This window comes from Erythrobacter sp. S249 (assembly GCF_057364975.1).
On sequence record NZ_CP200287.1, the window covers coordinates 2879538 to 2891432 of the forward strand.

11 protein-coding genes, 1 tRNA gene and 1 other RNA gene are annotated in these 11895 nt (G+C 59.1%); 8 read left to right on the forward strand and 5 right to left on the reverse strand.

Going from position 1 to position 11895, the window contains the following annotated elements; genetic code table 11:
* Nucleotides 1-7: 7 nt before the first annotated feature.
* Both hrpB and AC0V6V_RS13640 read left to right on the forward strand, forming a co-directional pair.
* Nucleotides 8-2437, forward strand: a complete 2430-nt coding sequence (hrpB, locus tag AC0V6V_RS13635; protein ID WP_486166376.1) for an ATP-dependent helicase HrpB — start codon at nucleotides 8-10, stop codon at nucleotides 2435-2437.
* Between the two features lie 81 nt (nucleotides 2438-2518).
* Nucleotides 2519-2797, forward strand: a complete 279-nt coding sequence (locus AC0V6V_RS13640; RefSeq protein WP_486165878.1) for an ETC complex I subunit — start codon at nucleotides 2519-2521, stop codon at nucleotides 2795-2797.
* On the opposite strand, the gene AC0V6V_RS13645 is transcribed toward AC0V6V_RS13640, so the two are convergent.
* Nucleotides 2794-3105 (reverse strand): hypothetical protein, encoded by a 312-nt coding sequence (locus tag AC0V6V_RS13645; RefSeq protein WP_486165879.1) that lies wholly within the window; start codon nucleotides 3103-3105, stop codon nucleotides 2794-2796. The two genes, AC0V6V_RS13640 and AC0V6V_RS13645, sit on opposite strands and share 4 nt — an antisense overlap.
* Nucleotides 3106-3267: 162 nt before the next feature.
* Between AC0V6V_RS13645 and ffs the strand changes: the two genes are divergently transcribed.
* Nucleotides 3268-3362: signal recognition particle sRNA small type (ffs, locus tag AC0V6V_RS13650), an RNA gene on the forward strand.
* On the opposite strand, the gene AC0V6V_RS13655 is transcribed toward ffs, so the two are convergent.
* Nucleotides 3361-3879 carry a hypothetical protein gene (locus tag AC0V6V_RS13655; protein ID WP_486165880.1) on the reverse strand — a complete coding sequence of 173 codons (519 nt, stop codon included), beginning with the start codon at nucleotides 3877-3879 and terminating at the stop codon, nucleotides 3361-3363. The two genes, ffs and AC0V6V_RS13655, sit on opposite strands and share 2 nt — an antisense overlap.
* A 116-nt stretch (nucleotides 3880-3995) precedes the next feature.
* On the opposite strand from AC0V6V_RS13655, the gene AC0V6V_RS13660 reads away from it, so the two are divergent.
* On the forward strand, nucleotides 3996-5900 hold the full coding sequence (locus tag AC0V6V_RS13660; protein WP_486166377.1) for a DNA polymerase III subunit gamma/tau: 1905 nt from the start codon (nucleotides 3996-3998) through the stop codon (nucleotides 5898-5900).
* Between the two features lie 7 nt (nucleotides 5901-5907).
* Nucleotides 5908-6249, forward strand: coding sequence for a YbaB/EbfC family nucleoid-associated protein (locus AC0V6V_RS13665; RefSeq protein ID WP_486165882.1), 342 nt, complete (start codon nucleotides 5908-5910; stop codon nucleotides 6247-6249).
* A gap of 36 nt (nucleotides 6250-6285) precedes the next feature.
* On the opposite strand, the gene AC0V6V_RS13670 is transcribed toward AC0V6V_RS13665, so the two are convergent.
* Nucleotides 6286-6675 (reverse strand): hypothetical protein, encoded by a 390-nt coding sequence (locus AC0V6V_RS13670; RefSeq protein ID WP_486166378.1) that lies wholly within the window; start codon nucleotides 6673-6675, stop codon nucleotides 6286-6288.
* A 45-nt stretch (nucleotides 6676-6720) separates the two neighbouring features.
* Here AC0V6V_RS13670 and lon point away from each other — a divergent pair, with 45 nt between their 5' ends.
* Together lon and AC0V6V_RS13680 are read left to right on the forward strand one after the other, a co-directional pair.
* A complete protein-coding gene (lon, locus tag AC0V6V_RS13675; RefSeq protein WP_486165884.1) occupies nucleotides 6721-9108 on the forward strand; it encodes an endopeptidase La in 2388 nt (795 codons plus the stop codon).
* A 233-nt stretch (nucleotides 9109-9341) separates the two neighbouring features.
* On the forward strand, nucleotides 9342-9614 hold the full coding sequence (locus AC0V6V_RS13680; RefSeq protein WP_472644775.1) for an HU family DNA-binding protein: 273 nt from the start codon (nucleotides 9342-9344) through the stop codon (nucleotides 9612-9614).
* A 126-nt stretch (nucleotides 9615-9740) separates the two neighbouring features.
* Here AC0V6V_RS13680 and AC0V6V_RS13685 read toward each other — a convergent pair whose 3' ends face one another.
* Both AC0V6V_RS13685 and rlmB read right to left on the reverse strand, forming a co-directional pair.
* Nucleotides 9741-10646, reverse strand: a complete 906-nt coding sequence (locus AC0V6V_RS13685; RefSeq protein ID WP_486165885.1) for a hypothetical protein — start codon at nucleotides 10644-10646, stop codon at nucleotides 9741-9743.
* A 28-nt stretch (nucleotides 10647-10674) separates the two neighbouring features.
* On the reverse strand, nucleotides 10675-11466 hold the full coding sequence (rlmB, locus tag AC0V6V_RS13690; RefSeq protein WP_486165886.1) for a 23S rRNA (guanosine(2251)-2'-O)-methyltransferase RlmB: 792 nt from the start codon (nucleotides 11464-11466) through the stop codon (nucleotides 10675-10677).
* Between the two features lie 134 nt (nucleotides 11467-11600).
* On the opposite strand from rlmB, the gene AC0V6V_RS13695 reads away from it, so the two are divergent.
* A tRNA-Tyr gene (locus tag AC0V6V_RS13695) sits at nucleotides 11601-11686 on the forward strand.
* The last annotated feature ends 209 nt before the right edge of the window (nucleotides 11687-11895 follow it).

The window sequence follows — 11895 nt, forward strand, 5'->3', positions numbered from 1 at the left end:
CAGGGTCTTGGACCCTCAGCTACCCATAAACCATGTGTTGCCAGACCTGCGCGCAGCCTTAGCTGCGAGCTGGACGGCTGTGCTGATCGCGCCGCCTGGGGCGGGTAAGACCACCGCCGTCGCGCCAGCCCTACTGAGCGAGGAATGGTGCACCGGCCAAATCATCCTGACTAGCCCGCGACGCGTCGCTGCGCGCGCAGCGGCTGAGCGGATGGCGCAGATGCTGGGTGAGAAACCCGGCGAGACCATTGGTTATTCCACCCGGCTCGATAGCAAGAGCTCTGCGCGGACCCGAATCCTGGTCGTGACAGAGGGGATATTCGTCAACCGCGTCCTGGCCGATCCGGAGCTGCCCGGCGTGTCAGCGGTCCTGTTTGACGAGGCGCATGAGCGGCATTTGGATTGCGATCTCGGGTTGGCACTTGCGCTAGAGGCACGCAGCGTCCTGCGCGAGGATTTGCGCGTCTTGGCCATGTCGGCGACGATTGATGGCGCGCGTTTTTCTCAGCTGCTCGGCAAAGATACCCCGGTCATCGAAAGCGAAGGGCGTAGCTTCCCGCTTACCGCCAGGTGGCTGGGCAGCAATCCGGTGCAGCCTATCGAGGCGCAGATGGTAGAGGCGGTGCTCACAGCGCGGCGAGAGAACGAGGAAGGCGATATTCTCGCGTTCCTACCGGGCGTGCGTGAGATTGAGCGTGTTCGAGAGCGGCTTGAGGAGCGCTTGCCAGACACACCGATACTGCCGCTCCATGGCCAGGTTGATCCCGCTAACCAGCGCGCGGCAATCAAGCGCGATCCGCAAGGGCGGCGGCGTATTGTTCTCGCCAGCGCGATTGCAGAGACATCGCTGACGCTGGATGGCGTGTCGGTTGTGGTCGATTGCGGCCTTGCGCGCTACGCTGAGTTTGACGCAGCGGCCGGGACGCAGCGGCTGGTGACCAGAGCCGCGAGCCAAGCGGCGGCTACCCAGCGAGCAGGGCGGGCTGCGCGGCAAGGACCCGGCATCGCATACCGCTTGTGGGAAGAGCATGGTCATGCGGGTCGGCAGGCATTTGCGCCGCCGGAAATCACCAGCGCTGATCTTGCGCCGCTGGTATTGTCGCTCGCCGCATGGGGTACGCGAGATCCCGCTTCGCTCGCTTGGCTGGATGCCCCGCCTGACGCTGCCATTGCGAGCGCGCGTCAACGGCTGGAGGCGATGAGCGCGATTGATAGCGAGGGCGCGATCACTGAGTGGGGCGAGAAAATTGCCACGATGCCGATGTCACCGGATCACGCTGCGACGGTGCTTTATGGCGCCGCAAGAGGTGTGGGCGAAGCGAGCGCGCGGCTGGTTATGTTGTTGCAAGAGCGCGGGTTGGGCGGGCGCGGCGAAGACCTGCTCCACAGGCTGTCACGCTGGAACACCGACAATAGCAAACGCGCGAGCTCTGCACGCAAGATTGCCGATGGCTGGGCGCGCAAGGCCGCTGCGCTGGTGGGCGTGAATAGCGGGGGCGAAGCCACCGCAGAGGAATGCCTTGCTCTTGCCCGGCCAGACATGATTGCAAAACGCCGCGATAGTAGCGGAGAGCATTGGATTTCCGCAGGCGGGCGCGGATTTGTGCTGGACCCGGCCTCTCCAATTGCTCGGGCCGATTGGATCGTGATTGGTGCGGCTAGCGGACAAGCCAGGGGCGCTCGGATTATGTCGGCTGCAGTCCTACCATCGCCAGACAGCGGCGGACCGCTCCAATCCAAGATAGAAGAGCGCCGTATCATCCATTGGGATGCGGCTAAAAGCCGGGCGATGCCGCGCCGAGAAACCCGGCTTGGGGCGATCACTTTGGCGACCGGCCCTGACGAGCATCCTGATGAACAGGCGCTTGTGGACACCCTTGTGGATAAAGCTCTGGAAAGGCTGGGGGAACTACTTCCTGCGCCCTTGCTCGCGCGTGGTAAATACGCTGGCGTACGGGACCTGTCTGAAGCAGGTTTGGCAGAGACGGCGGAGTTGTGGCTTATCCCACTGCTGACCGGGCGGCGCGATTTGAACCTGAAGCCAGCGCAGCTGACAGATGCAGTTCTGGGACAGCTTGATTGGGGCGAGCGGCAACGGCTCGACAAAGAAGCGCCCACCCATTTCACTTCGCCCGCAAAGACACGCCACGCGATTGATTACGCCAGCGATGATGCGCCTAGCGTTGAGGTGCGCGTGCAGGCTTTGTTTGGCCTCGATAGCCACCCAATGATTGGCAGCACGCCTCTGCTGCTCAAGCTCACCAGCCCTGCAGGACGTCCGATCCAATCGACCCGCGATCTGCCGGGGTTTTGGCGCGGCAGCTGGGCCGATGTCGCGAAGGATATGAAGGGGCGGTACCCCAAGCATCGCTGGCCCGAAGAGCCATGGAACGAGAAGCCGAGCCTAAAGACGAAAAACGCCTTCAATCGCGAGTGAATCTGGACTATTGCGAAGGCAAGTTAGCGCCGCACTCAGCCTTGATGGCAAGGCGGCCAATAATTGATGGACTAGGACACAATGTCAGCACGTATTTTTCAGACCCCAAAAAGCGCGATGCAATCGGGCAAGGCCAAGACCGACACTTGGGTGCTCGAGTTTGCGCGGTCAGAGGCGCTGCGTCCAGATCCGCTGATGGGCTGGAGCGGCAGCGGTGACACACAGAGCCAGGTCCGTTTGACCTTCCCTGACAAAGATGCAGCAAAGGCCTATGCCGAGAAGTACGGTATCCCGGCCCGGGTGCATTCGACGCCGGTCAAGGGGCTAAAGCTTCAGGCATATGCGGATAACTTCCGCTAGAAGACTTCTGCTTCGACTATCACTAATTTGCCTTCCGCGTAGGCTTTTTGGCAGTCGCTGGCGTCCTGCATAACGTCTTCTTCTAAGAGCGGCGTAATGGTCATGCCAGGCCCTCGAAAGCGGGAATCGTCGCATTCTCCATCATTGGCAAAATCGCCATCATCGGCTCCAAAATCAATCGAGGCGATATCTACACGAGCCTCCAATTCGGCTTCGGAAAGCGCGGAACGATTGGTGTCTGAACAAGCCGAAACTGCAATCAGACTTAGAATTATGGCGCTACAGCGTATCATAAATTTGCCTCCCATGACCCCTTAATCGACCGGTATACCAGCACATGCTATCTACCGCGTACTCCCGGAACATAAAGATGTCTTGGCCATGGTATCTCTGCGGATAGCATGTTCTACGTGAAAGGTAGAGCGACGATCCCATCTTGCCAAGCGAGGGCATGATCGCCATATGGCCCATCGGGAGTCGGGTGGACGTTTGCGTTCGCTCACCGGGTCAGGTCCGGAAGGAAGCAGCCCAGGTGAATTGCGACGGGTCGCTCGGCTCCTTTTTCAATCAGATCTGCCGTTAATGGCTTCGGCCCATGTCCGAGGCATCAGATCTGCGCGTCCGCAATACAGACTGGTGCTTTCAAGGCCGCCTTCGATTTGCAGCAAAACTTCCGTTTCCTTCCCATCAATCGAGACATTCTTCATCCACATCGGCAATGGTGCCTGCGAATATAATGGACGCTGATAGTCATCCGGGACGCGCGTCCAGCCTAGTGCCTGCAAATGTGGCACGAACGCATTGTTGATCGCGTCGTTCTGATCCCCGTCCGTTTCGTAGCGCAGTACCATCAATTCGCCCGAGTGAGGCGTGGTCCACACCTCTACGGTTGAGAATTGTCCGAAGCTTTCGCCGAGCGGAAATGGTTTTTCGCCCTGAGCCTGTTCAGGCAATTCGGTCTGTCCAAAGAGAAACCCCATTCCGCCTTGCTCATTACACATCTGAGCCAGCTGTTCCTGCGAAGGCAAATCAAACGCGTGGGACACGCCAGGTAGGGCCAACATTCCCGCGGCCATCGCCATTGCAATGCGGTGTTTCATCGATGTCCTTGCCATTTCGTTTAGGCGAGCGAATTGCATGGCTATAAATCGCAACGCACCCTTCGACAATGTGCGAGGGTGCGCCTACATTCTTCTGCATGGACGACTCACCGGACAATATGGATTCGCCGCCTTGGGGGGGAGAGGATCAGGAAGAGGACAAGCCAAGCGCTGCTGAACTCGAGGCCGCTGGCCAAAATTCTATGTTCGGCGATCCGGAACCTGAGCCCGTTCCGGCACCCGACGCTGCGGCTAAGGACGAGCCGCAGGCTAGTGAACAAACTGATCCGGTCGAGCCTGCGCCAGCGGTTGAAACACCGCCGCCTGCTTCGGCTCCAGCGGAGACGCCGGCAAAGCCAGCGGAGGCTGATAACCAACCTTACCGTGTGCTCGCGCGCAAATACCGCCCGCAGACCTTCTCTGAGCTGATCGGCCAAGAGCCGATGGTTCGGACTCTCGCCAATGCGATTGAGCGAGACCGGCTGGCGCATGCGTTTTTGATGACTGGCGTTCGCGGGGTCGGCAAAACCTCGACCGCGCGTCTGATAGCCAAGGCTCTGAACTGCATCGGGCCAGATGGCGAGGGCGGGCCGACCATTGATCCGTGCGGCCAATGTGAGCCTTGCACGGCAATCGCTCAGGGCCAGCATATCGATGTGATCGAGATGGATGCGGCCTCGCACACCGGGGTCGATGATGTGCGCGAGATTATCGAGGCGGTGCGCTATTCGGCGGTCTCGGCGCGCTACAAGATCTATATCATCGACGAGGTTCACATGCTCTCGCGCAATGCTTTCAACGCATTGCTCAAGACGCTTGAGGAACCGCCTGCGCATGTGAAATTCCTGTTCGCGACGACTGAAGTTGAAAAGCTGCCCGTTACTGTGCTGAGCCGGACACAGCGGTTCGATTTGCGCCGTATTCCAGCGGAATTGCTGGCGACGCATTTCGGGAACGTCTGCGCGAAGGAAGGTGTCGAGGCTGAGGCAGAGGCGCTGCACATTATAGCAGGCGCAGCCGAAGGCTCGGTTCGTGACGGTCTTTCGATCCTCGACCAGGCGATTGCGCATGCCGACCTCGAAGAAGGCGGGCAGGTAACGGGCGAGCGTGTTCGCGACATGCTCGGCCTTGCCGATAAGAGCGCTCAGCGCAAACTGCTTGAGCGGTTGCTTGCGGGCGATGCGCCGGCTTTGCTGGCCGCGATAGACGAGCAATATGCACTGGGTGTTGAGCCTCTCGCTTTGATGCGGGCTTTGATGGATCTGGTCCACAAGATCACGGTGGCTCAGGTTTCTGGAGCAGAGGCCGATGCGCCGACCGAAGAAGAGCGCGCGGCCCTCAGCAAATTCGCGCAGGAACTGAGCGCGGGTCAGTTGCACCGACTTTGGCAATTAATGCTGAAGGGCCACGAGGAAGTGCGCCAGGCGCCTGATCCGCTGGTATCTGTGCAGATGGCCTTGCTGCGCGTGCTTCACGCCTCTGACATGCCTGACCCTGGCAAGCTCGCCAAACGGATTGAGGCAATTGCCAAGGCTGGACCAGCGCCCGCTGCTCCGACTGAAGCGCACGCCGGAGAACCTGCCCCTGCGATGCAATCGGCACCCACCAAGCTCGACTGGGCGAACGTAGTCCAGCAAGTGGACGATTCCGGGCAATTGCGCGTGGCGCAGATTATGCGAGACCGGGTCCGAGTGATCGAGCTCGCACCGGAGAAGCTCGTATTTCAGCGGGCAGACAGTTTTGCCGATGACCCAGCGCCAGAGATCCGCGAAGCCTTGTTTAAGCTCACCGGCAAACGCTGGCTGGTTGAAACAGGCGCGGGCGATGCCCAACCTAGCTTAAGAGAGCAGGAAGACGCGGAGCGTGAGGCAGCAGCCGAGCGCACACGGTCCGATCCTCTGGTGAAGGCCGCGTTTGAAGCCTTCCCCGAGGCAGAACTGCTCGACCCGAAAGACCAAGCCGCACCCAGCGCATTGCGCGCCAGCGGCAGCAAATGGAGCTGATGAAGCTATGAAATCGATGGAAGAAATGATGCAGGCCGCTCAAAAGGCCGCAGAGACGATCCAAACCCAAATGAACGACATGCAGACCAAATTGGACAGCATGGAGGTTCAGGGTCAGGCTGGCGGCGGCCTCGTCAAAGTGCGCGCCACAGCAAAGGGCCGCATCTTGAAGGTTGAGATCGACGACAGCCTAATGAAACTGGAAGAAAAGCACATGGTCGAGGACCTTGTGACGGCTGCTTTCAACGATGCCCGCGACAAGGCTGACCGCGTTTCCGCCGAAGAAATGAAGCAAATGCAAGGCGGCATGGGTTTGCCAGAAGGCTTTAATTTGCCTGGCATGGGGTGAGGCCTTCGCCAGACCCAGGTCTGACCAGCGAACCGGTCAGACTCTCGGGTCTTTGTCTTTCAGGTGGTTGTGAAGCGCGCTCCAGGGTTTGGACTCGCGCGACACGTATGTGTTCGATGTATTGCCGGTCGATTCACCCCAATGGAAGAAGCGGTAGATACCGTAGGTGCCTACGACCAAGCAGATAGCGAAGAAGGGGAAAATGGCCCAAATCCATGGGTTGCTGGATGCCAAACCGCCAGCTCGTTCAATTGCGGCGGCCACAGTGATCAATACGATCCCCGTCACAAGCCACAAAACGGCCCCACCTTCGCTTGGCGTTTTATCCATGATGATGGAGATAACAGAGGAGGGGTTAAGAACGGGTTGGTTCGAATCCACAGTTTCGTCAAACCCGCCATTGCGAGCTGCGCGAACGCTTCCCATATCTCACCAAACGGCGCGCCCAAATGGCGGCCTCGGACATAAAGAATGACACAGCATTTTCCTCTCCTGCCATTGCGCGACATCGTGGTATTCCCCGGCATGGTCGTGCCCCTGTTCGTGGGCCGCGACAAATCTGTCGCTGCGCTTGAGGCGGCCATGGAGGCTAGCAAGGATATCTTCCTGCTCGCTCAGCTTGATCCTGGCTGTGATGATCCGGCGGGCGATGACCTGTATGATGTTGGCGTGGTCGCGCAGGTGCTGCAATTGCTGAAATTGCCGGATGGCACGGTTCGCGTGTTGGTCGAAGGGACTGCGCGCGCGAAGCTTGAGGCGTTCCGCGAACAGGGCGATTACGTCCTGGCCGAAGTTGCCTTGCAGGAACCACAAACCGTTAGCGGCAGCGAAGTCACTGCACTGATGCGGCAAGTGACTGAGCAATTCGCGGAATACAGCAAGCTAAACAAGAAATTGGGCGATGATGCTGATATTGACCTCAGCGATGTCGATGATGCTGGCACTTTGGCAGACACGATTGCCGCCGCCATCAACGCCAAGGTTTCCGACAAGCAGGGCCTGCTGACTGAGGCCGATCCATTGCGCCGGCTGGAGCTGGTGATTGCCTTTATGGAAGGTGAGCTGTCGGTCCTTCAGGTTGAGCGCAAAATCCGCGGGCGCGTGAAGCGTCAGATGGAAAAGACCCAGCGCGAATATTACCTCAACGAACAGTTGAAGGCGATCCAAAGCGAGCTTGGCGGCAGCGACGGCGAAGAAGTCGATGAGATCGCCGAGCTGACCGAGAAGATCGAAGAGACCAAGCTTTCAAAAGAAGCGAAGACGAAGTCGAAGGCGGAGCTTAAGAAGCTCAAAGCCATGCAGCCGATGAGCGCAGAGGCGACCGTCATCCGCAATTATCTGGATGTGCTGCTCGGCCTGCCATGGGGCAAGAAGTCTCGCCTCAAGAAAGACATCGGAAAAGCGCAAGAAATCCTCGACGCCGACCATTATGGCCTAGAGAAGGTCAAGGACCGGATCATCGAATATCTTGCCGTACAAGCGCGCACGAATAAGCTGAAGGGACCAATCCTTTGCCTCGTCGGGCCGCCCGGTGTGGGTAAGACGTCGCTCGGCAAATCGATTGCCAAGGCAACGGGCCGCGAGTTTGTGCGCCAGTCGCTCGGCGGCGTGCGGGACGAGGCCGAAATTCGCGGCCACCGCCGGACTTATATTGGTTCCATGCCGGGCAAGATCGTCAACAACTTGAAGAAGGCAGGGACCAGCAATCCGCTGTTCCTGCTCGATGAGATCGATAAGCTAGGCCAAGACTTCCGAGGTGATCCGGCGTCGGCTTTGCTCGAAGTTCTCGATCCGGAGCAAAACGGCAAGTTTCAGGATCACTACCTGGAGCTCGACCTCGACCTCAGCGACATCATGTTTGTTACCACGGCAAACTCGCTCGACCTGCCTCAACCGCTGCTCGACCGGATGGAGATTATTCGTCTTGAAGGTTATACCGAAGACGAAAAGGTGGAGATTGCTCAGCGCCATTTGATTGCGAAACAGATTGATGCGCATGGCCTGAAAGACGGCGAATTTGAGCTGACTGAAGCGGGCCTCCGCGATCTGATCCGTTATTACACCCGCGAGGCAGGGGTTCGGACGCTGGAGCGTGAGATCGCTCGTTTGGCGCGCAAGAGCCTGCGCAAAATCCTCGAGAAAGACGCCACCAGCGTGGTGATCAATCCGGATAATCTTGGCGATTTTGCCGGCGTGCGCAAATTCAAGCACGGCATGTCTGAGGATGAGGCTCAGGTTGGCGCTGTCACCGGTCTCGCGTGGACCAGCGTGGGCGGAGAATTGCTCACCATTGAAAGCGTCACGACGCCGGGCAAGGGCGAGGTAAAGACCACTGGTAAGCTGGGCGAGGTGATGACTGAAAGTGTCGCGGCTGCGTTCAGCTTTGTGAAGGCGAGGGCACCCGTTTACGGCATCAAGCCATCGATCTTTCAGCGCAAGAATATCCACATCCACTTGCCCGAAGGGGCAGTGCCGAAGGATGGTCCAAGCGCCGGTATCGGCATGGTGACGTCGATTGTTTCGACGTTGTCCGGCGTGGCGGTACGCCCTGACATTGCGATGACCGGCGAAGTGACGCTGCGCGGCCGTGTGCTGCCAATTGGCGGGCTTAAAGAGAAGCTCCTCGCGGCGCTGCGCGGCGGGATCAAAACGGTCCTCATTCCAGAAGAGAACGTCAAAGATCTGGTCGAAATTCCGGACAATGTGAAGGAAGGGCTGGAGATTGTTCCAGTCAGCCATGTTGATCAGGTTCTGGAGCAGGCTTTGGTTGAAAAGCCAGAGGCGATCGAATGGACCGAAGCGGATGATCTAGCGAGCCAACCGAATCCGGCTGGAACAGGTGGTGCAACCGCACACTGACAAAGCGCTGGTTCGCTCCAGCCTTGTATAAATGCGACAGCTTTTCGATGTTGCGACGCAGCATTTGCGCAATTGGACATCGATTCACCGCAAATGGTCAACATTTGTCCAAAAATGGCGCTTTTCTGCGCGATTTGCCTTTGACAGAAGCGTCAAAAGGGTATCATTTGCGCGCTTTCGGAGAGGCGATTCACCGAAAACCAGTTTGAATTGCGAATGAGGGGGTTCCCAGAATGAATAAGAACGATCTGATCAGTGCAGTTGCCGAAACCAGTGGCCTTTCTAAAAGTGACGCGTCGAATGCCGTTGAGAGCGTTTTTGACGCAATTACCAAGTCGCTTTCTGGTGGTGAGGAAGTGCGCCTGATCGGCTTCGGCACATTCTCAGTCGCTAAGCGTAAAGCTTCGACCGGCCGCAACCCGCGCACTGGCGAGCCAATGACGATTAAGGCTTCTAACCAGCCTAAGTTCAAGGCAGGCAAAGGCCTGAAGGACGCAGTCAACTAAGACGGTTTTTCAGCGCGCATCGCGGCGCTTCACAAGATTAGGCCCCGCCGGAGCGATCTGGCGGGGCCTTTCTTTTGCGCGAATTGGGTTTGGCGGAGAATGCGCAGTAACGCGCGTCCTCGCCAATCAACGCGATAGATCAACCAGCGCGGTTGGCGCGGCCTTGGTGCGCGGTGTGATGTCCCACTTCAGCGTTTGAGTGCCCGACGCATCGGAGGCTTCCGCGACCGGGCCTGCATCTGTGTTATTCGCCAGGATACGGCCGTCCGTCACAATCGCAAACGTGCCTTCAATCGCTGGGATGTTGGGCATCTCGCCGCCGGGAGCGGATCCCTCGTCGCCGAGCGCTGCCAACCCTGCCAAGCTGCCCATTCCGCCAAACATCGCAGCCATCGGGTTGGTGTCGCTCTGGGCTGAGAAGCCCGGCGCGTTCACGCGGGCGACATTGTCATCGCGCAGCACGATCTGAACGAATGGGTTGGCGGTTGGGACCCCTTCGATGGTTGGGAACAGGAAGTCGTGCGAGAGCTTGCCGGAAACGGTATAGGAAACGTCGTACACCCCGTCGCCTTTGTCCTCCACGCGGTTCCAGCCTTTCTGACGCAGCAGCAATTGCCGCAATTCCTCGGAGGCCTCTGGATCAGTCACATCGATGCCGCCCATGAAGACCGCCATCTCTTCGGCATCCTTCTTGGCTTTGGCCGCGCGTGCCTCTGCGCCTGCTTCCCATTCTTCGCGTTGCTGAGCCAGCTCTGCTTCGGTGCATTCGCGGTCCGAATAGTCCTCTTCATCATAGCATTCCGTCGGCCAAAACTCTCCGCCAGCTGCGCCCATTTGCGCCAGGTCGGAGAGGCCTAGGAAGAAGATCTCGCCCTCGTATGTGAAGGTGAAGCTGTCCTCGCCGGTGAGCTCCAGCTGAGAGCTGAACTTGCCCGGCGTGATGAAGCACGCGCTGAGCAGCAATGAGAGCCCGGCCAGCATCGCGGCGGCTTTCGCACGAATGGGCATGCGGCCCGGTGAGTGATCGGTCATAAGTCTATGCTCCCTGTTGCAAGGCCGCTTAGGCCCGCGTTGCTGTGGCGTATAGCGCAATTGCCGCGGCGTTTGAAACGTTGAGGCTCTCGATCGCCGAACTGATCGGCAGCTTCGCCAGCGCATCGCAGTGCCCTTGGATATTGTGGCGCATCCCTTCGCCTTCCGCGCCCAGCACCAGCGCCACCGGCCCAGTGGGCAGAGCATCGGCCAATGCCTCATCCGCTTCACCGGTCAGGCCAATGCGCCAATACCCAGCCTCGGCCAGGTCCTCCAACGTCCGTGCTAGATTGACGACCCGCACCCATGGCACCGTCTCCAGCGCGCCAGAGGCGGACTTTGCCAGCACGCCCGATTCCGGCGGCGTATGGCGATCTTGGGTAACGATCGCAGCGGCCCCGAAGGCGGCGGCAGAGCGCAGGATCGCACCGACATTGTGCGGGTCCGTCACCTGATCGAGCACCATGATCGGCTTTGCTGGATCGCCCAGGGCAACCTCGTCGATGAACACCGTCTCCAGCGCTTCGCATTCCAACACCAGGCCCTGATGCGGCGCGTCTTTGGCAACCAAGCGGGCGAGATCGCTGACATCGGCATATTCCACAGGGAAGTCCGCTGGCAGCTCGCCGTCCAGCCCCTCAATCGCCTCGCGTGTTGCCCACAGCTTGCGATGCTTGCGCTCCGGGTTCTTGAGCGCCGCCTCCACCGGATGCCGCCCCCACAGGCGCGTTTGCCCGGCCGATGCCCGGCCAGATCCGCGTCCGCCCTTCATTCGTCCCGCTCTGCCTCGCAGCGCTTTTTTGCGTTCTGGTCGCGCCATGATGGCTCCTATTTCCTGACTTAGTTTGCTCCCCTGCCAGCAGCCCCATTGACAGGCAAGCGCCGCTTCGCCATTGGGGCGCCTCTCGGCATGACGAGCCCGTGAGGGCACGCTCAATTTCCCGCAAGGTATGTGGACAGGTGGCCGAGTGGTTAAAGGCAGCAGACTGTAAATCTGCCCGCGCAAGCGTACATAGGTTCGAATCCTATCCTGTCCACCACCTGCCTTGCCTCTCACAGCTATCCAACTGCCCTCCGTCTGTTCGCCCCAATGGGCGCTGGAACGCATTTGCGTTTTTCGAATCTGTGACTTTTGCGCAAAAACGCGTTTTTCCAGCGATTTACGCGAAAAATGCAACGTGACGTTGTGACTTTTGAGATTTGCGCGCGTTTGGCGAGTTCCAAGCGCGCGCAATAATGCTCCATGCGA

What these genes read in the sequence shown, in the direction of transcription:
- AC0V6V_RS13670 (WP_486166378.1), bottom strand. Translation starts at nt 6,675, where the DNA reads ATGGGAAGCGTTCGCGCAGCTCGCAATGGCGGGTTTGACGAAACTGTG.
- AC0V6V_RS13640 (WP_486165878.1), top strand. Translation starts at nt 2,519, where the DNA reads ATGTCAGCACGTATTTTTCAGACCCCAAAAAGCGCGATGCAATCGGGC.
- lon (WP_486165884.1), top strand. Translation starts at nt 6,721, where the DNA reads ATGACACAGCATTTTCCTCTCCTGCCATTGCGCGACATCGTGGTATTC.
- AC0V6V_RS13645 (WP_486165879.1), bottom strand. Translation starts at nt 3,105, where the DNA reads ATGGGAGGCAAATTTATGATACGCTGTAGCGCCATAATTCTAAGTCTG.
- rlmB (WP_486165886.1), bottom strand. Translation starts at nt 11,466, where the DNA reads ATGGCGCGACCAGAACGCAAAAAAGCGCTGCGAGGCAGAGCGGGACGA.
- AC0V6V_RS13685 (WP_486165885.1), bottom strand. Translation starts at nt 10,646, where the DNA reads ATGACCGATCACTCACCGGGCCGCATGCCCATTCGTGCGAAAGCCGCC.
- AC0V6V_RS13655 (WP_486165880.1), bottom strand. Translation starts at nt 3,879, where the DNA reads ATGGCGATGGCCGCGGGAATGTTGGCCCTACCTGGCGTGTCCCACGCG.
- AC0V6V_RS13680 (WP_472644775.1), top strand. Translation starts at nt 9,342, where the DNA reads ATGAATAAGAACGATCTGATCAGTGCAGTTGCCGAAACCAGTGGCCTT.
- AC0V6V_RS13665 (WP_486165882.1), top strand. Translation starts at nt 5,908, where the DNA reads ATGAAATCGATGGAAGAAATGATGCAGGCCGCTCAAAAGGCCGCAGAG.
- AC0V6V_RS13660 (WP_486166377.1), top strand. Translation starts at nt 3,996, where the DNA reads ATGGACGACTCACCGGACAATATGGATTCGCCGCCTTGGGGGGGAGAG.